Origin of the sequence: Pseudomonas sp. PGPPP1, assembly GCF_002255865.1 — a bacterium.
In the GTDB taxonomy this organism is placed as follows: domain Bacteria; phylum Pseudomonadota; class Gammaproteobacteria; order Pseudomonadales; family Pseudomonadaceae; genus Aquipseudomonas; species Aquipseudomonas cremoris.
The window spans coordinates 537,453-560,625 of sequence record NZ_NKIG01000001.1 but is presented as its reverse complement, the minus strand read 5'-3'; the positions used below and the strand labels follow the sequence as shown (position 1 = coordinate 560,625).

Here is a 23,173-nt window from a genome sequence, read left to right as displayed (position 1 = left end):
TTGCCTTCACTGATCGGTATACTTGCGCCCTTTGCCGTAACCATCACGAAAGGACGCTTGATGAGCAAGACGATGCTCTGCGAACAACTAGGCGCCAGTGCTGCAAAAGACCGGGCCGCTCGAACCAATGACGGTCAGGTTCGCACCGCTGAATCAGGCGATCGCCGACATCGCCGCCAGAAAATATGCAAAGGACGCGTATCCCGTCGCACAAATGGTGGGAAGCAAGCCAATCAACCGGATGGATGTGCAATTTAATCAGCGAGTGATTCATCCCGAAGAAGCACTTTTAAAGTGGTGATTTAATGAATTTCAAAAACAGGCTTTCCATTCGCGAAGCGACAAAAGCCGACCTTGATGCACTCCGCCACGTCGGCTGCGAGACCTACCGACAACACTTTGCTCAAATATGGTCGCCCGCCGGGCTGCAGGCGTTTCTCGATCAGGACTTTGCGCCCAGCGTGCTGCAATCGTCGCTGGAATCATCCGACCGCCACCTGTGGCTGATCGCCTCGGACGAAGACTCGCGGGTAGTAGGTTTTTCCAAGGTGAACTGGTCAACACCTGCTCCCATCACGGGTGAAATGGGTGCCGAACTGCAAAAAATCTACTTCCTCAAATCAGCCGCAGGGCTGGGGTATGGAAAGCAGATGCTTCAATTCATCAGCGATCGAGCCGGGCAACGTGGGGAGCGCCTACTGTGGCTGGACGTACTCAAGAGCAACTCGAATGCCCAGCGCTTCTATGAGGCCGTTGGTTTCCGCACGCTGGGTGAGATTCCTTTCAGCACGGATTTGACGGAAATCGGGATGGTGGCGATGGGGCTGGCGCTAAAAGAGCTCGGGAAATAGCGACACGCGCGCCGATCACACCACCAAATCGGGTACAAAACACCGAGATGAGTGGTGGGATGGAAGTGCCACGTTCATTTGTCCAAATTCAAGTTCGGAGAACTCGCAGCCGTGCCGGCGAACATGCGCGTAGCTTCCTGGACGCGTGTAACGGCAGACGGGTCTGGCGTCGGACTCAGTTGGTCTAGGCAAGTCACCCGTGATGCACCTGCTGGTTGTTCTGCCCCTATTCAACCTGTAGGCGCGAGTATGCTCTCGCGCCTACAGGTCTAAAGTGGTACTGACCGGGTCACTTGATCAAGTCAGGCCGAGTGGACTTGAGCATCGCCACGCTGACCGTGCCTTGAACCGAGCAGGTAATCATGCCTTTGCTGGTCTTGGCCACGTCTTGCGAAGCAGGTTCTACCATCAATATCCGCTCTGCTGTATCGGTCACCAACTTGCCTGCGTTGTCATCGCCGCTTTCCGGCACCCAGGCCGACTGCTTGTGCGACCAGATTTGCGCGCGGGCGTAAATCCCGTTGGCGCTTTCCAAGTTGCTACCCGGTACTTTATTCAACGTTGTGTAAAGCTCATCGGGTGCCTGCTGTGTATAGAATCCCCAACCAATGATGCGCGAACCCATCAGATCCTGGTCTTCCGCAAAAAAGCCGGTCAACGCAACGCCATTAAGGGTCACTGGCGTGTCAAACACCCAGCGCTGCCCCATTTCGGTTTTGGTTCCGCCACTCAACGTAATCTTCCCGTTGTCCAGCGCACTGGAAATGCGCTCCTTGAGACCTGGCTGATTGACCACTGCAAGAGAGTTTTCGTCACAGGCGAGAAATGTTTGCAGTGCAGGCGTGGCAGCGAAGCTGCTAGTGCAAGTAACCAGCGCGGCGAAAGGGATGAGCAGGTGATGCCATTTCATAGAGTTACTCCTAGCGTCAAAACGATGATCGTCTATACGGCACAGTGGGAACAAACGAGCCTTAGCGTGAGAGATGACTGCGTGAAGTCGGTGGTGGAAAGAGCATGTTCCCTGTTAAACAGCCGCGGTTGCCCGTTCACGTCTTTCAGACTTCCAGTCACGCCAGTGTGTCGGCAAGGGAAGTGAAGACGTGAGTCAGCGCTCTTTGAACTTCTTCCACTAAAAGATTCGGGAAGCGATCGGCCAATAGCAGCCACCCGTCGACGACTTCTATTGACCCATTGCGGCCCGTCGTGCTGCCACACTTGGATCAGTCTTCGTTGAACGCTCCTGCCTCAAAGGAAATACGACCGTCCGTAAACTCTCGCACCCAAATGTCGCGCATCTCTTCGCCCACGCCTCTGACCGCGAAACTGAGTTTCGGCAATAAGCGTGCGACCACTTCGAAAAGTGCACGAACTGACCAGCTATCCAACGAAAAGTACCCATTAGGTTCGGTGCATGCGGTGACGAGGTCGGCATAAACGTCTTGGCTGAGGGCGTTTTCCTCCAGGTAGGCGATCAACTCCGATCGCACGCTGTCCAGTACCAACAAGTCCCCGTCCAACGGTTGGACCCAAACATCAGTGTGAAAGCTCATTGTCGACCTTCGCGCAATAGGTGATGGCGTTTCGCCTTTATTCCACGGCGATGCCACGCTACCTGCCTTGACGCTCAATCTCAAGTGTTGAGAACGTTCTTCTCCTTGATGAGGCCTATGGTCTGGCTCATTCAGCCTTCATAATTTCCCCACACGCACGCTGCCATTAATTACAACAACCGCCTCAATGGTGCCCATCGAACGACCGCTTCTGACTGTTAATGGACGCCTAGGCGCCTCAAATTTGCGGACAAAAAGGTACGGTTGCGCAAACGATCCGATAAGTTGCGGAAGCGATGACTAAACCGCAGGCAATAAAAAACCCCGAAGACGTTAATCTACGGGGTTTTCAAGAGTGGAGGCCGAGGTCGGAATCGAACCGGCGTAGGCGGATTTGCAATCCGCTGCATAACCATTTTGCTACTCGGCCTCAAACGATCAATGTCCAGATAACTGACACTCACCGCATAAAAACTTGAGTGGGCTATAAAACCCTGCCTCTACTCTAACTCATTGAATACATTGAAGTTTTTAATGCTTCGTTGCGTTCGATGGGCGCCATTATGTACGTATTTGCCAAAGCGTGCAACCCCTTGATTTCAAAAATATTTCGTATTGGCATCAAGGGGTTGCGAGTCTGCCCTACTCCTTGATCCGTTGCAGTTGGTACTGCGGATCGGCCTTGATCTGGGCTTCGGTGAATGGCAGCGGGCTGAGCTTTTTCTGGGAGAAGGCTTGGGTCTGGTCCTTGGCGTGTTGGGAGGCTGGGTTGCTGGACAGGGAGAACGCGAGCAGGCCTTGGGCATGCGGGCCTTTGTCGTCGAAGGTGACGATTTGCAGGTAGCTGCTGCCGCTGATGACTTCACGTTTGCCATCTGCGCGGGGCACGGTTTGCATGGCGTTGTAGATGCCAAGTTCCTGCGGGCCGCCGTGGATGGGGGTTTGGCCGCTGACTTGGATGTCACCCCAGGTGCTATTGGCGGTGAGACCACGTTTGGCGACGTCGGCGGTGGAGGCCAGCATGGCTTCGCGCAAGGCCTTGGCCACAGGCTCGCGGTCGATGGCCAGGCCGCGTGGCGTGGTCAACGGTTGCGCCGGATCGAAGGCGACGCGCCAGGCATCGGGGATTTGCCGCAGCTGTTTCGCCAGGTTGATGAAGTGCACCAGGCCCAGGCCGCTGTCGAGGTTGGCGCGCTGGTCCCAGTTTTTCAGGCTGGTACACAGTGGCTGTAACGCAGCGGCATCAGTGCCCAGGTGCTTGGCGCAGAACTCCAGCAGGTCAGGCACGACTTGGCCAGCCAAGTACACCTCGTTGTCCATCACCATGCTTTGCAGGTCGCTCACGCCGATAGGTTGCTTGTCGAGGGACTGCAACCGTTGCAGGGCGAAACGCGCGCGCGCCCCAAGGGCGATGTTGTCCTGACTGATCACCGGGGAGAACCCGGCCAGTGGCGCCTTGGGGTTGGCCAACCATGCCGAGTCATTGGAGTGCTGCACGTAGTCGGTACGTTCCAGTTGCGGCAGTTTATCGGCGGGGAAGATCCCGGCCTGGGCGGCACTCGGGTCGATATCCCAGGCACAGGCGCTGTGGGCGCCGTCGAGCATGATCATTTGCAGGCCCGCACGTGGGTCGCTGCATTGCGCCAGCTTGGCCGCGCTGACGTTGGGCACTACCGACAGGTTCATGTACAGGCTCTGGCCCCTGTCATCGGCCGCCAGGGTGTTGACCCACGGAATGCCTTGCAGGGTGTGCACTGAAGTTTGCAGTTCCTTAAGGTTGGCGGCGCGATTCATTGCGTACCACTGCTGCAGCACGCGGTCGTTGCCCAGGTTGGCGTCACGTAGGCTGAACGCGTAGTGGCTGTCCCAATCGAGCTTGCCAGGCCATTGCACCACTGGGCCGAACTGCGAGCTATAGACAGTATGGGATTGTGGCTTGAGGCTGCCGTCAGCGCCCTTGACCTGTACGGTTACCGTGGTTTTATCCAGCGGTAAGGATTTGCCGTCGAGCAGGTAGCGCGTGGAGTCCTTGGGGTCGAGGGTCAAGCGATACAGGGTAAAGTGCTTGGACGTGTCCACCGTATGGGTCCATGCCACATGCTGGTTGAAGCCGATATTGATCACTGGCAAACCCGGCAACGCGGCCCCCATCACGTCCAACTGGCCAGGGATAGTCAGGTGCATCTCATAAAAGCGCATGCCGCCCAGCCACGGAAAGTGCGGGTTGGCCAATAGCATTCCGCGGCCATTGAATGAGCGGTCACGGCCTACCGCAACGGCGTTACTGCCACGATCAAAACTAAAACGCTGTTGATTGGCGGCAGCCAGTTCAAAGGACTTCAGGCTGGGTTCTACACCTGCAGTTGCCTGTGGTGGCTTCGCGCCGACCAACGCTTCTGCGAATTGGCCAACTCCACCCTCGACCAGCAACCGGCGGGTCAACTTCACCACATCCCCGGTTACAAGTGGCCGCACCCAGCCGGCCTGGCACTGCGCCGGTGCGCCCTGCTCTTTCAGGTAACGGTTGTAACCGGCCACATAACCTTCGATGCGCTGGCGGATCTGTGGGGTTTGCGCGTTCCAGAACGCCGCCACGGCGTCCGGGGTATTGAGCCAGGTGAAAAACACATCACTGGCCAAGTTGTTGCGTTCTTCCAGTGTTGCCTGCTCGGGGCCGAAGTAGCGCGCACGCTCACCGTTCACCGTGACCACTTCATTGGCCAACAGGCACAGGTTGTCCTGGGCATACGCGTAACCAATGCCAAAGCCCAGGCCCCGCTCATCGCTGGCGCGGATATGCGGCACGCCGAAACTGGTACGGCGGATATCGGCCGACGCCTGCGTCACCGACTCCCGCGCCGATGCGGCCAGGCTCAACCCCAGCAACATCCCCGCCACACACACCCTGGACAACCCGTTGGAAATAATCACGCCGACTCCACAGTCAAATTGAACATCCTCACCAGGGGTAATTCCCCCACCGTAAGGACGCAAAAAACCGGGAACAATTTAGCGGTGATGAACGTTTATTTAAGGCGATCCTGGTGTGACAAAACCGATACCGACAAAATTTCTACATCCGGCACTTCATGATTTCGCTCGCTCGTTCGTCTTATTAACTAAGAGCACTCATTTTCCTGATCAGGCTCTGATAAGGAGTTTTTGCATGTACAACTCGCAACTGCCCATGGATGGACATTCACCGGCCGCCGATGCCAAGTTCGGCAGCGGCACACAAACGTTCGGCAAAGCGCCCGAACAGCAAGGCAACCAGCGTATTCGCCATTTGCTCAAGTGTTTCGGTTTGCGCACCAGCCTGATTCGGCTGAAGGTCATCGACGCCCTGCTCACCGCTGCCGACAACCAGCGCACCCTCGGTGTGCGCGGTGTGCACAGCCATTTGCTGGAGCTGGGCATTCCGTTGTCGTTTCTCAGCGTGCGTGAGGTGCTCAAGCGCCTGTGCAGCGAGGGTGTGATCACCCTCAACGCGGATAAAAGCTACAGCCTCCATGAAGAGGCTGCCAAAGTGCTCGACGGTCGCGACTGAGTCAGAGTTTGACTTTACGACGCATGATGCCGTTGATCACGACCACGACCACCGCGACGGCAATGGCGATGGTCTGGAACGTCTTCTCGCTGATAACCCCAGTGTTCTGCAAGTAGGACAGGCCAAACATCGTCGCCAGTACAGCCAGGGCAATCAGAATCGAATATTTCAAACGTTGCTTTTGAGTCATGACGGGTTCCTGAACCTGAATAATGTATCCACTTTGTATCGCCGAACATGCCAAGCACATACCCAGTGAAGGGGATGACGCAGGGTCGGCAGGGTCTCATGTTACAGGCGATGAAAAAATTTGGCTTGTCCCGCGCCTGATAGACCCTGTGAGAACCCTGGAGGATTTTGAAATGTTCCGTCGAATCACACTGCTGATTCCATTGCTGATCATGTTGAGCATGAGCGGCTGCTTCTTTTTCCCTCATGGTGGCGGTGGTGGCTGGCATGACCACCGGTACGACGGTGGTGGCCCCGGCTACTACCATCGCTGATCACGCCTTTATCTGATACGCCACCAGAACCATCGGCGATCTGCGAATCTACGTGAAAGCTTCGCAAACCTGGCTCACGCTTGGCGGCGCAACCCATTGCCCGGCTGGCCGCACAACTCCACCAGCCAGTCGACAAACACCCTCACGCGTTGTGACAACTGACGGTGCGGCGGATACAGCGCCGTCAGTGCCATTGGGGGCACCGCCAGGTGTGGCAACACCTGCACCAGCGTGCCCTCTGCCAGCTGGCGCATTGCGTGATAGTGCGGCGCCTGGATCAAGCCGTACCCGGCTGCACATGCCGCAAAATAACCATCGGCACTGTTGACCGCGACACGCTTGGGCAGGTTGACCGCGCGCAGTTCTGCCTCTAACTGGAATTCAAGGCCAAAGCGCTTGCCACTGGTACTGGACACGTACTCGACCATTTCGTGGTGAGCCAGGTCTTCAAGTGATGCGAGTACCCCCATGCGCTCAAGGTAGACCGGGCTGGCCAAGGTAACCTGCTCCATCATGGCTAACGGCCGCGCTACCAGCGACTCGTCCAGGGCCAGACCACCGCGCAAGACGCAATCCACGCCTTCGCGAATCAAATCGACAGGATGGTCGTTAAGGCCAATCTCCAGCTCGATCTGCGGGTAGCGCTCGGTGAATGTAGGGAGCGCAGGAATCACGATCAAGCGGCCTATCCCCGACGGCATGTTGATGCTCAAGGTGCCACGCGGGCTGTGACGCTGAGCGGAAAACACCGCCTCGGTCTCTTCCAGGTCCGTAAGCAAACGCACGCAACGCTGGTAATACGCGGCGCCGTCCAGGGTGGGGCTGACCTGGCGCGTGGTGCGCTGCAACAGTTGCACCCCCAAGTGCGCTTCCAGTTGCTTGATCAGGATGGTCACTGAAGCGCGGGGCATTTGCAGACTGTCGGCGGCCTTGGCAAACCCACCCAGTTCGACAATCCGAGTAAAAACGCGCATTGCATTGAAGCGGTCCAAGGAGCGGCTCCTTATTGATTGTTTAGATTTTACAAATAGTGATAGTGCTTTTAGCCGGTTTATCCAGTTATTGTCGAGGGTAACAATGAAGCCCTAATCCACTAGGAGCTGAACCCATGCAAACGCGTCAACTCGGTACCAACGGCCCTCTCGTTTCCGCCATCGGCCTAGGCTGCATGGGCATGACGGATTTCTACACCACCGGCAGCGATACGACCGAAGCCCTCGCCACCCTGCACCGCGCCTTGGAACTGGGCGTCAATTTCCTCGACACCGCTGACATCTACGGCCCTCACACCAACGAACAACTGATCGGCAAGGCCCTTGCCGGCAAACGTGACCAGGTGTTCCTCGCCAGCAAATTCGGCATCGTGCGCGACCCGGCCAACCCCGCGCTGCGCGGCGTGAACGGGCGCCCCGAGTACATCCGCAACGCGATCGACGGCACCCTTCAACGCCTGGGCATTGAAACCCTGGATTTGTACTACCAGCACCGCATCGACCCCGAGGTGGCCATTGAAGAAACCGTCGGCGCCATGGCCGAGTTGGTGCAACAAGGCAAGGTGCGTTATCTGGGCCTGAGCGAAGCCTCGGCTGCCACGCTGGAGCGTGCTCACAAGGTGCACCCCATCAGCGCCTTGCAAAGCGAATACTCGTTGTGGAGCCGCGACCAACACGACAACGGCTGCCTGGCAACCTGCCAACGCCTGGGCATCGCCTTTGTGCCCTACAGCCCGCTGGGGCGGGGGTTTCTTACCGGCGCGCTGAAAAGCCCGGACGACTTCGCGGCCGACGATTACCGTCGATTCAGTCCGCGTTTCCAGGGTGAGAACTTCGCAAAGAACCTCCGATTGGTGAAGCAAGTCCAGACCCTGGCAAACGACAAAGGCGTCACCGCCGGGCAACTGGCCTTGGCATGGGTGCTGGCGCAAGGTGACTACATCATCCCGATTCCCGGTACCAAGCAGCGCAAGTACCTGGAAGAAAACGTAGCAGCCGTCTCCGTCAGCCTCAGCCCGACAGAATTGGCGGCACTGGACGCGATCTTCCCCGCCGACGCAACCGCCGGCCTGCGCTACCCGCAAGCCGTGATGGCGATGCTCGACATCTAGCAAGAAGGCGCCTGCAAAGGCGCCATAATTTTCTTGCACGAACGTACCTAAAGCTCCTCCTTGCCAAGCCGATAGCCCGACGAAGCTCTAACACAGCCGCGTCGACAATAAACGCTTCGTAAGGACGACCCTTCATGCCCCCACTGCGCTCTATCCAAGCCCGTTACACATTGTTTCTGGTGCTGTTCGTCCTGGTGTTATTTGTGTTGACCGTGGTGGGTATCGGCCAATTGGTCGCGCCCAAACTGCGCCAAACCGAAGAACAGGTGGTGCTCAATCGCGTCGCCGAAGTGGCCGAACAGATCCAGGGCGAACTGAACAAGGTTCAGGCCCAGCAACGCAGCATCACCCAGACCATCCCGCTGCTCGACAGCGATGCCATCGACAAGGTCCTGTCCGGCCTGGTCGACCAATACGGCGAGTTGAAAGTCTTCGGCGGGGGTATCTGGCCGCTGCCGAACCAGCGCACGCCGGGGCGCAACAAACACAGCACGTTCTGGCACCGCGACGCGTCGGGCAAGCTCGCCGTTAATACGTTCTGGAACAGTGACCCTGCGCCCAACTATTACGACCAGAGCTGGTACAAAGGCGGGCTCGCCTCACCGCGCGGCCAATGCGCCTGGGCCGCCGCTTACAAAGACGACGCCAGCCAGGAACCGCGCACCAACTGCGCCATGGCCATCCAACGCGACGGCGCGCCGTATGGCGTCGCCACCATCGACGTGACCCTGGGTTTCTTCAATGACCTGGTGGCCAGCAAGGAAAAAGACATCGGCGGGCAAATGTTGATCGTCGAAGGCGACGGCAAGATCATCAGCAACAGCTCGCGCATCAGTGGTCCGGTGGTGTTGAAGAACATCAGCGAACTGACGGGCACTTCGGCATTTGCAGCCCAGGTCAGCAAAGCCCTGGCCCACCGCGACCAGGCACTGCAACGCAGCGAGTTCGACAATGGCGGCGTGGCCAGCACGTTCTATATGCGCCCCATCGAAGGCACCCCCTGGTTCCTTGCGACCGCCCTGCCCACTACGCTGATCACCGCCCAGCGCGATGACGTGCTCGGCACACTGGCGCTGCTGCAAATTCCCATGGTGTTGCTGCTGGTACTGCTCGCGGCGTATGCGATCCGCCAATTGATGCAGCGCATGCAATCGCTGAAAACCAATATCGACGCGCTGTCCGCCGGCGACGCCGACCTGACGCGGCGCATTACTATCCGCGCCGAAGACGAACTGGGGGCCATCGGTCACTCGGTTAACCGGTTTATCGTCTACCTGCAGAACATGATCGGCGAGGTGACCCAGGCCACAGGCGCCATGTCGTCGGGCCTAGAGCAACTGCAACACACCTCGGCACAGACCAACCGCATCTTGGTGCGCCACGCTTCTGAAACTGATCAGACCGTCACCGCTATCACCGAAATGAGCTCCACCGCCGACACGGTCGCGCAAAATGCCGCCGAAACCGCAGCCTTCACCCAGCGTGCCAATGAGCATGCCGACCGTTCCCGCGTGGTAGTGGGTGAAGCGTCCAGCAGCGTCAGCGCATTGATCGGCGAAGTGTCCAGCGCAACCCATACCGTTGAAAACATGCGCCAGGACGCTGCACGCATCACCGAAACCCTAGGCGTCATCGGCGCGATTGCCGGCCAGACCAACCTGCTTGCCCTCAATGCCGCCATCGAAGCGGCCCGCGCCGGCGAGCAAGGCCGTGGTTTTGCAGTGGTGGCCGATGAAGTCCGCGCATTGGCCGCTCGCACTCAGGCCAGCACGTCACAAATCAACGAGATGCTGGCACGCCTGACCACGGGCGTGAGTTCATCGGTGGCGGCCATGGAAAACACCCAGGCCAGTTGCCAGTCTGCGGCGGACGCCACGGCGCGAGTCAACAGCGGGCTGGATGAGATGGCCGGCTCCGTCAACCATATCAATAACCTCAGCACCCAGATCGCCACGGCCGCCGAACAGCAGAGCGCAGTGACCGAGGAGATCAACCGCAGCATGGTGCAGATCCGACAAATGGTTGAGGAGCTGGTGCAGAGCGGCCACGCCACTGAAACCAATACCCAAAGCCTGCTGGCGGCGAACGGTCGGGTGATTTCATTGATGAGTCGGTTCAAAGTACGCTGATAAATGGCTGAAACACTCCCGTGCAAAGCACGGGAGTAGGACTATTCTGACAACTCCTAGTCGCCACAAGGAGGTGTGCCATGCGCGCAGCCGAGCAGTCGGTCCGCTTGGAGCGGATCAGCCAGGAACGCTTTATCAAGGCCCCCATCGATGCCGTTTATGACTATGTGACCCAGCCGGACCGTTGGCACGAGTGGCACCCCACGTCACTCAGTGCCGACACGGGCACCACCGGTTCACTCCCCGCCGGCACCCGATTTACCGAGTTCATTGACCTGCTGGGTGTGCGGGTTCCCATGAGTTACCGCGTACAGATCGCCCGGCGTCCTGCAGAATTCAAGACTGTGTTTACTTCATTGGCCGTCGATGGCTCCATCCATTACTTTTTGCGCGAGCATCAAGGCGGCACGCTGTTCAAGCGCGTATTGACCTACGAAACCGAACTGCAACTGGCCACGTTGCATGAGCGCATGATCGAACTCTCGACCATCGCCTTGGATCAGCTCAAGCACCGCCTGGAAAATCCACCTTTCGTATAATCTTGAAACATTAACACCCTGTGGGAGCTGGCTTGCCTGCGATGAGGTCGTCATGATCGCCTCCGATCCGATGACCTCTCCCTCGTCAAGAGCCAACCCATGAAAACCCCATTGCGATTGACCCTGCTTTGCGCCCTTTTCACCTCCACCCTCGCCCAAGCCGCCGACCTGATCCCCATCGACGTGCACCGCGACGCCAACTGCGGCTGCTGCAAAAAATGGATCAGCCATCTGGAAAGCAACGGTTTCAAGGTCAATGACCATGTCGAAGCCGACATGAGCGCCGTCAAGCAACGCCTCGGCGTAGCACCACGCCTGGGTTCTTGCCATACCGCCGTGATCGACGGCAAGTTCGTTGAAGGCCATGTACCCGCCGAGCAAGTGCTGGCCCTGCGCAAGCGTGATGATCTGCTGGGCGTTGCCGCACCGGGCATGCCGATGGGCTCGCCGGGGATGGAAGTGGAAGGTCGCAGCGAGGCCTACCAAGTCATCGGCCTGACGCGTGACGGTAAAGACGTCGTGGTGGCCGACTACCCGGCCCACTGACCCGTGCTGATGGGCTACCTGGGGCTGTTCGTCGCGGCATTCGGCGCCGCGACCTTATTGCCCCTGCAATCGGAAGCCGTGCTGGTGGGCCTGCTGGTCAGCGGGCACTACAGCTTGTGGCTACTGCTGGGCATCGCCACCTTGGGCAATGTGTTGGGGTCGGTGGTGAACTGGTGGCTGGGGCGTTGGGTGGAACACTTCAAGGGGCGGCGCTGGTTTCCAGTCAGTGACAAACAACTGGATAAAGCCCGTGGCCACTACGCGCGTTGGGGGCACTGGACCTTGTTGCTCAGTTGGGTGCCGATTATCGGCGACCCACTGACATTGGTGGCTGGCGTGATGCGCGAGCCACTGTGGCGGTTCCTGCTCCTGGTGACCCTGGCCAAAAGCGTGCGCTATGGCGTGCTCGCAGCCTTGACCCTGCACTGGGTGTTAATCCCTGCTTAATCCCCCCGAAACAGCATCCGAGCATCTTTCCCGGAGCCCTGCCGATGCCTCTGATCCGTGCCTTTTGTATTGCCGGCCTGCTAACCGCCACTGCCGCCCCAGCCTTCGCTGCCAGTTACGGTCCCGAGCTGCAAGGCTTCCAATACCCCTACCCCGTCGAACACTTCGCCTTTCAATCCCAGGGCAAATCCCTGCAAATGGGCTACATGGACGTCCCCGCCAAAGGCAAACCCAATGGCCGCAGCGTGGTGCTGATGCACGGCAAGAACTTCTGTGGTGCCACCTGGGAGGATTCGATCAAAGCCCTGAGCGACGCCGGCTACCGCGTGATCGCGCCCGATCAAATCGGTTTCTGCACCTCCAGCAAGCCCGACCATTACCAATACAGTTTCCAACAGCTGGCCATCAACACTCATCAATTGCTGGAAAAGCTCGGCATTCAAAAAGCCACGATTGTCGGCCACTCCACCGGCGGCATGCTCGCCACCCGCTACGCTTTGCTCTACCCCGCACAAACCGAACAGCTTGCACTGGTGAACCCCATCGGCCTGGAAGACTGGAAAGCCCTTGGCGTGCCCTATCGCAGTGTGGACCAGTGGTATGAGCGTGAATTGAAACTGAGCGCCGACGGCATCCGCAAATATGAGCTCAACACCTATTACGTCGGCCGCTGGAAACCCGAGTACGAGCGCTGGGTCGACATGCTCGCCGGCCTCAACAGCGGCCCCGGTCATCCCCAGGTGGCGTGGAACTCGGCGTTGATTTACGACATGATCTTCACCCAGCCGGTGTACTACGAGTTCAAGGACCTGCAGATGCCGACCCTGATGCTGATCGGTACGTCCGACACCACCGCCATCGGCAGTGACATTGCGCCGCCGGCGGTCAAGGCCAAGCTGGGGCACTACGAGGTATTGGGCAAGCAAGTGGCCAAGCTGATCCCCCATGCGACCCTGGTGGAATTCCCCGGGCTGGGGCATGCGCCGCAAATGGAAGAACCGGCCCAGTTCCATAAAGCGCTGTTGCAGGGTTTGAACGCCCTTTAATCCACCCTTTTTCGAGGCACGCGTAAATGTCGGTACAGATCGCAGTCATTGATGATTGGCAGAATGTGGCCAGTGGTGTCGTGGACTGGTCGGCCCTTGAGTCGGTAGGCCAAGTACATTTCCTGCACGAATACCCGGCTGATACCGCGACGATGGTCGAGCGATTGCAGGGGTTCGAGGTAATTTGCGTGATGCGCGAGCGCTCCACCTTCGACAAGGCTTTGTTGCAAGGCCTGCCCAAGCTCAAGTTGCTGGTGACCGGCGGCATGCGCAACGCAGCCATCGACCTCCCCGCTGCCAAGGCACTGGGCATCACGGTCTGCGGTACCGACAGCTATAAGCAGGCGGCACCGGAACTGACCTGGGCATTGATCATGGCCTCGACCCGTAACCTGCTGGCGGAAGCCAATTCCCTGCGCGCCGGCGGTTGGCAGGTTGGGCTGGGGGGCGACCTGCATGGCAAGACCTTGGGGATCCTGGGGTTGGGGAGCATTGGCCAGAAGGTCGCGCAATTCGCCCAGGTGTTCGGCATGCGCGTGATTGCCTGGAGTGAAAACCTCACGCCAGAACGCGCAGCCGCGTCAGGCGTGACGTGGGTCAGTAAAAAGGAACTGTTTGAGCAGGCGGATATCCTCACCGTGCACTTGGTACTCAGCGACCGCAGCCGTGGCCTGGTGGATGCCGAAGCATTGGGCTGGATGAAACCAAGCGCTCGCTTGGTCAATACCGCCCGCGGACCGATTGTGGATGAGCAAGCGTTGGTGCAGGCACTGGAAAGTGGCCGCCTGGCCGGCGCCGCATTGGATGTATTCGCCGAAGAGCCGTTACCCGCGAACCACCCGTTCCGCCGCTTGCCCACCGTGTTGGCCACGCCTCACGTGGGGTATGTGAGCGAGCAGAACTACCGACAGTTCTACGCCCAGATGATCGAAGACATCCATGCCTGGGCCACCGGCGCGCCCATTCGCGTGCTTGCCTAACGCACGCAATGCCCTTGTAGTGAGCGGGCTCGCCCCGCGCTGGGGCGCAAGGCGCCCCCAAACCAGGCACCGCAGTTTTTCTGGAAATACCGCAGCGCCCCTATTGGGTCTGCTGCGCCCCCCAGCGCCGGACAAGCGCGCTCACTACAAATCTACGCATGTTTTCAAAGCTGCATATGGTTACAAGTTTTTTGTCCTACAAAATCTTCACACAAACCCTACAGGCTCTAGGATCTGTCCTAGACTGATGACCGATGGGTCCGATCTAAAACAAAAACCCCGCAAAAAATCGAAACTTTCCAACTCTGCCGTAGGTCCAGTTTTAAGGTAAGGCGAGCAATCAGCGTTCACGCCCAATGCCCGTCCATCCAATCTTTTTCAGCTAACCGTGCAACTGGCATACGCCTTGCCAGTTTGTACAGTGCTTGTGCGCCTGGCCGCAGGATGCGGTCATCGGAGCTGATGGCAGCGGGCCATTAGCCGACCAACATGTGGGAGAGAACTATGATCAGTGCCGCTGTAGATATTCAGGGAGAGCGTGTCAGTCAGCCGGTAGGGGGATCTTCACTGGTCGACCTGCCCACCACTGTGCGGCCGATCGCGAGTCAGAACCCTAATCGCAAGAAAGTCCTGTTTGTGACATCGGAATTTGCCGACCTGGTTAAAACCGGCGGTCTGGGCGACGTATCTGCCGCCCTGCCCCGCGCCATGGCGCATCTGCATGATGTGCGCGTGCTGATCCCCGGTTACCCGCAAGTGATGGAAAGCGACAACCCGATCCATATCATCGGCGAACTGGGCGGCCATGCAGCGCTGCCGCCGTGCAAGATCGGGCGCATGGACCTCAAGGACGGCCTGGTCATTTATGTACTGATCTGCCCTGAACTCTACGAGCGTGAAGGCACGCCCTACGGCGCCAACAACGGTCGCGATTGGCCGGATAACCACATTCGCTTCGCCCGCCTGGGTCTGGCCGCCGCCGACATGGCCGCCAACCTCGCACAGATTCACTGGTGCCCGGACCTGGTGCACGCCCATGACTGGCCAGCCGGCCTCGCCCCCGCTTATATGCACTGGCGTGGATCACGCACCCCAACCCTGTTCACCATCCACAACCTGGCGTACCAGGGCGTGGTCAGCCTGGCCTCGACGCCGGAGCTGGGCATTCCACCCCATGCCTTGCAACAGGAAGGCATGGAGTTCTACGGCAAGATGTCGTTCCTCAAGGCGGGCATGGCGTACTCGAGCCATATCACCACCGTGAGTGCTACCTACGCCCAGGAAATCACCACCCCGGAATTCGGCTGTGGTCTTGATGGCTTCCTGGCCAGCAAGACCCAGCAAGGTTTGCTCAGCGGTATTCCCAACGGTATCGATGAAAGCTGGGAGACCTCGACAGACACGCACCTCACCCACAACTTCAACATCGGCGATTGGGACGGCAAGGCAATCAACGCCGCGCATGTGCGCGAACTGTTTGGCCTGCATGACTCAACCGGCCCGCTGTTCGCCGTGGTATCGCGACTGGTTTATCAAAAAGGGCTGGACCTTACAGAAGCCGTTGCCAGCTTTATCGTCGAAAATGGCGGCCAGATCGCGATTATCGGTCGCGGCGAACCGGAAGAAGAACAAGCCATGCGCGAACTGGCCCTGCGTTTCCCCGGCCAGGTCGGTGTGCGCATCGGCTTCAACGAGACCGACGCGCGCCGTATGTTCGCTGGCAGCGACTTCCTGCTGATGCCTTCACGCTACGAGCCTTGCGGCTTGAGCCAGATGTACGCGCAACGCTTCGGCTCGCTGCCGGTAGCGCGCAATACCGGCGGGCTGGCGGACACCATCGAGAATGGCGTCACCGGCTTCCTGTTTAACGAATCCACCGTGGAAAGTTATGAAGAAGCCCTGAGCCGTGCGTTCAAGGTGTTTGCCTTCCCTCGTTTGCTGAACGCCATGCGCTGCCGTGCCATGACCCAACCCTTCAACTGGTGCCAGGCGGTGGAACCCTACGCCGAACTGTATGAACAACTGGTGGTTAAAGCACAGGGGAAATCCGCTAAATAATCAAAGGGAGGTCTCTGTAGATGCCGTCACGGACTCTGGAAACCTGGCCCCACGGCGCAATCATGCTGGACGCGCAACACACGCGTTTTGCCTTGTGGGCGCCAGACGCGTTTTATGTCAGCGTTGAATTGGAAAACGGCAAGTCCGTCGCCATGCTCCCCCAGCCGGAAGGCTGGTTTGAAACTGAACTGGCGTGCCCGGCGGGCACGCGCTACCGCTTCAATATCGACGGGGAACAGGATGTTCCGGATCCAGCGTCCCGGGCTCAGGCCTCGGACGTCCACGGCTGGAGCCTGGTGGTCGATCCGCTCGCTTATTCCTGGCGCCATAGCCACTGGCAAGGCCGCCCGTGGCACGAAGCGGTGATCTATGAACTGCACGTCGGCGCGCTGGGGGGCTACGCCGGGGTCGAAAAACAGTTGCCACGCTTGGCCGAGCTGGGCGTCACCGCCATTGAGCTGATGCCACTGGCGCACTTCCCCGGTGAGCGCAACTGGGGCTACGACGGCGTACTGCCCTACGCGCCCCAAGCCTCCTACGGCACACCCGAACAACTCAAGCACCTGATCGACAGCGCCCACGAACACGGCCTGGCGGTGATTCTCGACGTGGTCTACAACCACTTCGGCCCCGACGGCAACTACCTGGGTCAATACGCCCAAGGCTTTTTCCGCGAAGACGTACACACCCCTTGGGGCGCTGGCATCGATTTTGATCGGCGGGAGGTCCGCGATTTCTTTCTCGATAACGCGCTTATGTGGCTGTTGGAATATCGTTTCGACGGCCTGCGCCTGGACGCAGTACACGCCATCGATAACCCCGATTTCCTCAAGGAGCTGGCCCAACGGGTACGCCAGCAAGTCGATATCGGCCGCCACGTCTGGCTGGTGCTGGAAAACGAATTCAACCAGGCCAACCTGCTGGAGCACGACTTTGACGCGCAGTGGAATGACGACGGCCACAACGCCCTGCATGTACTGCTTACCGGCGAGACCGACGCCTATTACAGTGACTTCGCCAGCGACACCACTGCCAAGCTGGCCCGTTGCCTAAGCGAGGGGTTCATCTACCAAGGCGCTACCACCCGCCATGGGCACACCCGTGGCGAGCCCAGCGGCCATCTTCCGCCCACTGCTTTCGTGCTGTTCTTGCAGAACCATGACCAGATTGGCAACCGTGCCCTCGGCGAGCGCCTGCACCAACTCTGCTCGCCCCAGGCTCTTGCGGCGGCGACCACGTTATTGCTGATGTCACCGATGATCCCGCTGATGTTCATGGGTGATGAAGTGAACGCCAGCGAACCGTTTTTATTCTTCACCGATCATCACGGCGAACTCGCCGAAGCGGTACGTGAAGGCCGGCGCAGCGAATTTGCCGACTTTGCAGCGTTCCACGACCCCGAGCGCCGTGAACGCATTCCCGACCCCAACGCCCTGTCCACCTTTCAACACTCTGCACCGTCATTTACCGACAGCGAACACACCCGGCTGTACCGCCAGCTATTAAGCCTGCGCCACCGGCATATCGTGCCGCACCTGCCCGGCAGCGTGGCGCTGGGCACGCGGGTGCTGGCCGACGGCGCCGTCACTGCGCGCTGGCGCTTGGGCGACGGTAGCGTGCTACAGATCGACCTGAACCTGAGCGCCGCCGCGTTGGACCATCCAACGTCTGCACCCGTGTTATTCGAAACGCCTGCCGACCAAGGCGCGCAACTGCCGCCCTATAGCGCACGCGTCACCCTATCCCCTGTTGGAGAGCACCCTTGAGCGAAGCGAACCTGGAAATCCTCGCCAGCCGAGCGGGCCTGGCCGTCGATTGGATCGATGCAAACGGCCGCCCGCAACGAGTGAAACCCGACGCCTTGCGCGCCGTTCTCAAAGGCCTGGGCCACCCGGCCGACAGCGATGCAGAGATCGACGCCAGCCTGCTGGAACTGGAGCAGGCGCAACAAGACAAGCACCTGCCGCCGTTACTGACCATCGACAGCGGCGAAGGCCTCGACCTGGCCCGCTACTTCGAGCCCGATACGCTGTGCCGTGTCACCCTGGAAGGCGGCGACACCCTTGAGCTGCGGCTTGATGGCGACGGTGTGTTGCCCGGCGTGGTTGCGCTGGGTTACCACCAAGTGCATATCAACGGGCAAACCTTCACGCTGGCGGTCGCCCCCACTCACTGCTACAGCGTCGCCGAAGCTGTCGACAGCCACCCCGCACGCGCCTGGGGCCTCAGCGCCCAGCTCTATGCCCTGCGCCGCTTGGGCGATGGCGGCTTCGGTGACACATTGGCGCTGGAACACCTGGCCCGTTCGGCTGCCGAGCGCGGCGCCGATGCCTTGGCGATCAGCCCGATGCACGCGATGTTCAGCGCTGACACCGGGCGTTACAGCCCGTACTCCCCGTCCAGCCGGCTGTTCCTCAACAGCCTGTACGCCTCCCCCGGCTGTATCCTCGGCGAACGCGAAGTGCGTAACGCCATTGAAGCCATCGGCCTCACGGACGAACTACACAACCTCGAACAACACACCCTGATCGATTGGCCCGCTGCTGCCCAGGCCAAGCAACGCCTGCTGCGTGCACTCTATGAAGACTTCCGGCACGGCCACCATCCGCAACACGCCGACTTCCTGAGCTTTCGCCAGGCAGGCGGTGAAGCCCTGGAAAATCACTGTCGCTTCGAAGCCGTCCAAGCGCTAAGGGCGGCGGCCGGTGAAGACCTTGACTGGCGCCACTGGCCCGAAGAATGGCGTAACCCTCAAAGCCCTGCCCTCGTCCATTTTGCCGAAGAGCACGCCGAGCAGATCGGCTACTTCGCCTTCTGCCAATGGCTGATCGCTCGTTGCCTGGAGCGTGCACAACAGGCGGCGCGGGGCAGCGGCATGGGCGTCGGCCTGATCGCCGACCTTGCGGTGGGCGCCGATGGTGGTGGCAGCCAGGCCTGGAGCCGTCAGGATGAACTGCTCGCCAACCTCACCGTGGGCGCACCGCCGGATATTCTCAACCGTGCCGGGCAAGGTTGGGGCATCTCGGCATTTTCACCCGAAGGCCTGAAACGCCACGGTTTTCGCGCCTTCATCGAAATGCTGCGCGCCAACTTCGCGCATGCCGGTGGCTTGCGTATCGATCATGTGATGGGCCTGCAACGCCTGTGGGTGATCCCCATGGACGCCTCGCCACGTGAAGGCGCTTACCTGTATTACCCGGTGGACGACTTGCTGCGCTTGCTCGCGCTGGAATCCCACCGGCACCAGGCGATTGTGCTCGGTGAAGACCTCGGCACCGTGCCCGACGGTTTGCGCGAAAAACTCATCGCGCGTTCGATTCTCGGCATGCGCGTGCTGCTGTTCGAACAAAACCACGAGGGTCATTTCAAGCCGATTCTCGATTGGCCGGACAACGCCCTGGCCACCACCAGCACCCACGACCTGCCCACCCTCAATGGGTGGTGGCACAGCCGCGATATCCAATGGAACATCCAGCTCGGCCTGATCGATGCGCCCACCGTCGAGCAGTGGAGCGAACACCGCCTGCGCGAACGGCAGGCACTTCGCCAGGCGCTGAGCCAAGACCCGCAGAACTTCGTCGATGAGATCCGCAATGAAACCGACCATATGATCGACGCCAGCGTGCGCTACCTCGGCCACACCCGTGCGCCGCTGGTACTGCTGCCATTGGAAGATGCGCTGGGCATCGAAGAGCAGGCCAACCTGCCCGGCACCCTCGACACGCATCCCAATTGGCGCCGCCGCCTGCCGGGAGAGGCCTCTGCCCTGCTCGACAATGACAATGCCGCACGCCGCCTCGAACTGCTGGCCGTTGCGCGCAACCAGGCCCACGAGCGTGACCGATGAAGGCTTTGCCGCTACGCGCCACCCAACGCCTGCAATTCCATAAGGGTTTTACCCTGGACGATGCGGTGCCGCTGGTGCCGTACTTTGCCCAGCTGGGTATCAGCCATCTGTATGCCTCGCCCCTGCTCAGCGCTCGCGCCGGCTCCATGCATGGCTACGACGTGGTCGACCCGACCCGCGTCAACCCGGAGTTGGGCGGCGAGCCGGCATTACGCCGTCTGGTGGCTGCGCTGCGTGAACACCATATGGGGCTGATCCTCGATATCGTCTCCAACCATATGGCCGTGGGTGGCGCTGATAACCCGTGGTGGCTGGACCTGCTGGAATGGGGCCGCCTGAGTCCCTACAGCGAGTTCTTCGACATCCAATGGCACTCGCCCGACCCGCTGCTCAAGGGCCAATTGTTGATGCCCTTCCTGGGTAGCGATTATGGCGAAGCGTTGCAGACCGGCACCGTGTCTCTGCGCTTCGATGCTGCCCATGGTGCGTTCTACGTCGAGCACTACGAGCACCGCTTCCCGATTTGTCCACGCGATTACGCGCAGATCCTGGGTCAGGATGAATTGCTCAGGCCCATGTCCGAGCGTTTCAGCGCCCTGGCCAACCAGGACGATGCTTATCACGAGGCGGCCTGGCTCAAGCAGGCGCTGGCCGAGCGCGCGACCGAAGGCGATGTGCGCCAAGCCATCGAGCACCAAGTGGCGGCTTTCGACTTTGACCGCCTGCATCGGTTGCTGGAGCAACAGGCCTACCGCCTGGCCAGTTGGCGCACGGCGGCGGACGATATCAACTGGCGGCGCTTCTTCGACGTCAACGAACTGGGCGGCCTGCGCGTGGAACGCAGCGCGGTGTTCGAAGCCACCCACGGCAAGATCTTCGAACTGATCACCGAAGGCCTGGTGGACGGCCTGCGCATCGACCACATCGACGGCCTGGCCGACCCACGTGGGTATTGCCGCAAATTGCGCCGCCGCGTGGACTCGCTGGTGCCGGACCGCCACCTGCCGATCTTCGTCGAGAAAATCCTCGGCGAAGGCGAAACCCTGCGTGAAGACTGGCAAGTGGACGGCACCACCGGCTACGAATTCATGAACCAGCTGTCGTTGCTGCAGCATCATCCGGATGGCTTCGAACCACTGGCCGACTTATGGACACGCCACAGCGAACGCCCCTCGGCGTTTATCGAAGAGGCCCGGTTGGCCCGTCAGCAAATCCTCAACGGCTCCCTCGGTGGCGACTTTGAAAGCGTCGCCCAGGCCCTGCTGCAAGTGGCCCGCGACGACGTGATGACCCGCGACCTGACCCTGGGCGCGATCCGTCGGGCGTTGCAGGAATTGATCGTGCACTTCCCGGTGTACCGCACCTATATCAGCGCTCGTGGTCGCAGCGCTGCCGACGACGCACTGTTCCAGCAAGCCATGCGAGGTGCGCGTAGCACCCTGGGCGAAGGCGATTGGCCGGTGCTCGACCACCTGGCGAATTGGCTGGGTGGCCAACCCTGGCGCAATCGCCCGGTGGGCCGTGAGCGCAAGATCCTCAAGCATGCCTGCGTACGTTTCCAGCAACTGACCTCGCCCGCCGCCGCCAAGGCCGTGGAGGACACTGCGTTCTATCGCTCGGCGGTACTGTTGTCGCGTAACGATGTGGGGTTCAGCACCGAGCAGTTCAGCGCGCCCTTGGCGGATTTTCACGCGGTCAATCAACAGCGCTTGCAGACCTTCCCGGACAACCTGTTGGCCACTGCCACCCACGACCACAAACGCGGCGAAGACACCCGCGCACGTCTGGCGGTGCTCAGCGAATGTGCACCGTGGTTTGTCGAGCAGGTGGAGCATTGGCGCACCCTTGCCGAACCGTTGCGTGCCGAAGGCAGCCCCTCGGCCGGCGATGAATTGATCCTGTATCAAGTGCTGTTGGGCAGTTGGCCGTTGGACCAGACAGACGACTTCGACGGCTACCAGCAGCGCCTCTGGCAGTGGCAACAAAAAGCCCTGCGCGAAGCCAAGTTGCAGAGTAGCTGGAGCGCGCCCAACGAGGCTTACGAGCGAGGTGTCGAGCGTTTCCTGTCGCGCCTGTTGCTCAGTGAAGAAGGCGCCGCACTGCGCACGGCTATTGGCAGCGCCGCCCAAACCATCGCCCCAGCGGGTGCGCTCAACAGCCTGGCGCAAACCTTGCTTCGTAACACTGTGCCGGGTGTGCCAGACCTGTACCAGGGCGATGAGTTCTGGGACTTCAGCCTGGTCGACCCGGACAACCGTCGTCCGGTGGATTTCAACGCGCGGCAACAAGCGTTGAATACCCCGCCGGATATCGGTGAACTGTTGTTCAACTGGCGTGACGGGCGTATCAAGCAGGCATTGCTTGCCCAGGTGTTGGCCTTGCGCAAGGCCCATCCTGGGGTGTTCCACAGCGGTACCTACACACCACTTCAAGTGGTTGGCAAACACGCGGAACGGGTGGTGGCGTTCAGTCGCGAGTACCAGGGCAAAACGCTGTGGGTGGTGGTGCCGCGCTGGCCCCATCACTTGCTGGAAAACGGTGTGTACCCCCAGATCAATGCGCAGATTTGGGGCGATACACGGGTGAAATTACCGTTCGCCGTGCCAACACAAAACTGGAAGGGACTTTTTCACACGGGCGCAGTCACACCAAACAAGGAGCTGTTGGTCAGCACTGCCCTGGGGGATTTCCCGGTCAATGTCTTTATCAATCCTGATGATCAAGAAAGCTGAAATTTTCTGTGAGGAGCATTGTGATGAGCACTGAAGACAAACGTATACGCGAGTTGGCGCATCAGATCTGGGAGTCTGAGGGTAAACCTCATGGTGAGGATGCGCGTCACTGGGAGATGGCGCGCAAGTTGGCGGAGGCCGAGGCGCTGACGCCGAGTAAACCGAAGGCGGCAGCCAAGCCAAAAGCCGCGCCCAAACCTGCGGCGAAAGCCAAGCCTGCGGTGCCCGCCGCCAGCAAGCCGACGCCCCCAGCGGCTAAAAAGCCACCGGCTCCGAAAAAGCCCAAGCCGTAAA

General features: G+C 59.9%; 21 protein-coding genes, 1 tRNA gene and 1 pseudogene. 17 read left to right on the top strand and 6 right to left on the bottom strand.

Features of this window, described 5'->3' with window-relative positions:
- Nucleotides 1-97 precede the first annotated feature (97 nt).
- Together CFE47_RS02555 and CFE47_RS02550 are read left to right on the top strand one after the other, a co-directional pair.
- Complete coding sequence (locus tag CFE47_RS02555; protein ID WP_286835358.1) at nucleotides 98-301, top strand: hypothetical protein; 204 nt, start codon at nucleotides 98-100, stop codon at nucleotides 299-301.
- Between the two features lie 4 nt (nucleotides 302-305).
- The gene (locus tag CFE47_RS02550; protein WP_286835357.1) at nucleotides 306-851 is read left to right on the top strand and encodes a GNAT family N-acetyltransferase; all 546 of its coding nucleotides are present in this window, start codon (nucleotides 306-308) and stop codon (nucleotides 849-851) included.
- Between the two features lie 289 nt (nucleotides 852-1,140).
- Here CFE47_RS02550 and CFE47_RS02545 read toward each other — a convergent pair whose 3' ends face one another.
- From CFE47_RS02545 to pvdQ, 4 genes are all read right to left on the bottom strand, one after another.
- The gene (locus tag CFE47_RS02545) at nucleotides 1,141-1,761 is read right to left on the bottom strand and encodes a hypothetical protein (RefSeq protein WP_286835356.1); all 621 of its coding nucleotides are present in this window, start codon (nucleotides 1,759-1,761) and stop codon (nucleotides 1,141-1,143) included.
- 310 nt (nucleotides 1,762-2,071) lie between these two features.
- Entirely contained in the window at nucleotides 2,072-2,356 is a 285-nt protein-coding gene (locus CFE47_RS02540; protein ID WP_286835355.1) for a hypothetical protein, read from the bottom strand.
- A 401-nt stretch (nucleotides 2,357-2,757) separates the two neighbouring features.
- Nucleotides 2,758-2,831: transfer RNA gene (locus tag CFE47_RS02535), tRNA-Cys, on the bottom strand.
- Between the two features lie 212 nt (nucleotides 2,832-3,043).
- A complete protein-coding gene (gene pvdQ, locus CFE47_RS02530) occupies nucleotides 3,044-5,332 on the bottom strand; it encodes a bifunctional acylase PvdQ (protein ID WP_286835354.1) in 2,289 nt (762 codons plus the stop codon).
- 235 nt (nucleotides 5,333-5,567) lie between these two features.
- Here pvdQ and CFE47_RS02525 point away from each other — a divergent pair, with 235 nt between their 5' ends.
- Nucleotides 5,568-5,948, top strand: a complete 381-nt coding sequence (locus CFE47_RS02525; protein WP_185705810.1) for a fe2+ zn2+ uptake regulation protein — start codon at nucleotides 5,568-5,570, stop codon at nucleotides 5,946-5,948.
- Nucleotide 5,949: 1 nt separating this feature from the next.
- Here the strand turns inward: CFE47_RS02525 and CFE47_RS02520 are convergent, their stop codons facing one another.
- Nucleotides 5,950-6,138, bottom strand: a complete 189-nt coding sequence (locus CFE47_RS02520) for a hypothetical protein (protein ID WP_010210250.1) — start codon at nucleotides 6,136-6,138, stop codon at nucleotides 5,950-5,952.
- A 172-nt stretch (nucleotides 6,139-6,310) separates the two neighbouring features.
- Between CFE47_RS02520 and CFE47_RS02515 the strand changes: the two genes are divergently transcribed.
- Complete coding sequence (locus tag CFE47_RS02515; RefSeq protein ID WP_185705808.1) at nucleotides 6,311-6,451, top strand: hypothetical protein; 141 nt, start codon at nucleotides 6,311-6,313, stop codon at nucleotides 6,449-6,451.
- Nucleotides 6,452-6,525: 74 nt separating this feature from the next.
- On the opposite strand, the gene CFE47_RS02510 is transcribed toward CFE47_RS02515, so the two are convergent.
- Nucleotides 6,526-7,443, bottom strand: coding sequence for a LysR family transcriptional regulator (locus CFE47_RS02510; protein WP_286835353.1), 918 nt, complete (start codon nucleotides 7,441-7,443; stop codon nucleotides 6,526-6,528).
- 116 nt (nucleotides 7,444-7,559) lie between these two features.
- On the opposite strand from CFE47_RS02510, the gene CFE47_RS02505 reads away from it, so the two are divergent.
- From CFE47_RS02505 to CFE47_RS02450, 13 genes and pseudogenes are all read left to right on the top strand, one after another.
- Nucleotides 7,560-8,555, top strand: a complete 996-nt coding sequence (locus tag CFE47_RS02505) for an aldo/keto reductase (protein ID WP_286835352.1) — start codon at nucleotides 7,560-7,562, stop codon at nucleotides 8,553-8,555.
- 134 nt (nucleotides 8,556-8,689) lie between these two features.
- Nucleotides 8,690-9,823 (top strand): annotated as a pseudogene (locus CFE47_RS31735) (HAMP domain-containing protein); the annotation flags it as partial.
- Nucleotides 9,824-9,838: 15 nt separating this feature from the next.
- Nucleotides 9,839-10,684 carry a methyl-accepting chemotaxis protein gene (locus CFE47_RS31730; protein ID WP_502695435.1) on the top strand — a complete coding sequence of 282 codons (846 nt, stop codon included), beginning with the start codon at nucleotides 9,839-9,841 and terminating at the stop codon, nucleotides 10,682-10,684.
- 80 nt (nucleotides 10,685-10,764) lie between these two features.
- Nucleotides 10,765-11,223, top strand: a complete 459-nt coding sequence (locus CFE47_RS02495; protein ID WP_286835350.1) for an SRPBCC family protein — start codon at nucleotides 10,765-10,767, stop codon at nucleotides 11,221-11,223.
- 99 nt (nucleotides 11,224-11,322) lie between these two features.
- Nucleotides 11,323-11,769, top strand: coding sequence for a DUF411 domain-containing protein (locus CFE47_RS02490; protein ID WP_286835349.1), 447 nt, complete (start codon nucleotides 11,323-11,325; stop codon nucleotides 11,767-11,769).
- Nucleotides 11,770-11,772: 3 nt separating this feature from the next.
- A complete protein-coding gene (locus tag CFE47_RS02485) occupies nucleotides 11,773-12,216 on the top strand; it encodes a YqaA family protein (protein WP_286835348.1) in 444 nt (147 codons plus the stop codon).
- Nucleotides 12,217-12,260: 44 nt separating this feature from the next.
- The gene (locus CFE47_RS02480) at nucleotides 12,261-13,262 is read left to right on the top strand and encodes an alpha/beta fold hydrolase (protein WP_286835347.1); all 1,002 of its coding nucleotides are present in this window, start codon (nucleotides 12,261-12,263) and stop codon (nucleotides 13,260-13,262) included.
- A gap of 26 nt (nucleotides 13,263-13,288) precedes the next feature.
- Nucleotides 13,289-14,242 (top strand): D-2-hydroxyacid dehydrogenase family protein, encoded by a 954-nt coding sequence (locus CFE47_RS02475; RefSeq protein WP_286835346.1) that lies wholly within the window; start codon nucleotides 13,289-13,291, stop codon nucleotides 14,240-14,242.
- Nucleotides 14,243-14,746: 504 nt separating this feature from the next.
- A complete protein-coding gene (glgA, locus tag CFE47_RS02470; protein ID WP_286835345.1) occupies nucleotides 14,747-16,300 on the top strand; it encodes a glycogen synthase GlgA in 1,554 nt (517 codons plus the stop codon).
- 20 nt (nucleotides 16,301-16,320) lie between these two features.
- Entirely contained in the window at nucleotides 16,321-18,066 is a 1,746-nt protein-coding gene (gene treZ, locus CFE47_RS02465; RefSeq protein WP_286835344.1) for a malto-oligosyltrehalose trehalohydrolase, read from the top strand.
- Nucleotides 18,063-20,147 carry a 4-alpha-glucanotransferase gene (malQ, locus tag CFE47_RS02460; protein WP_286835343.1) on the top strand — a complete coding sequence of 695 codons (2,085 nt, stop codon included), beginning with the start codon at nucleotides 18,063-18,065 and terminating at the stop codon, nucleotides 20,145-20,147. Before treZ ends, malQ begins: the two co-directional genes overlap by 4 nt.
- Complete coding sequence (locus CFE47_RS02455) at nucleotides 20,144-22,879, top strand: malto-oligosyltrehalose synthase (protein WP_286835342.1); 2,736 nt, start codon at nucleotides 20,144-20,146, stop codon at nucleotides 22,877-22,879. Before malQ ends, CFE47_RS02455 begins: the two co-directional genes overlap by 4 nt.
- Before the next feature lie 23 nt (nucleotides 22,880-22,902).
- Complete coding sequence (locus tag CFE47_RS02450; protein WP_286835341.1) at nucleotides 22,903-23,172, top strand: DUF2934 domain-containing protein; 270 nt, start codon at nucleotides 22,903-22,905, stop codon at nucleotides 23,170-23,172.
- The last annotated feature ends 1 nt before the right edge of the window (nucleotide 23,173 follow it).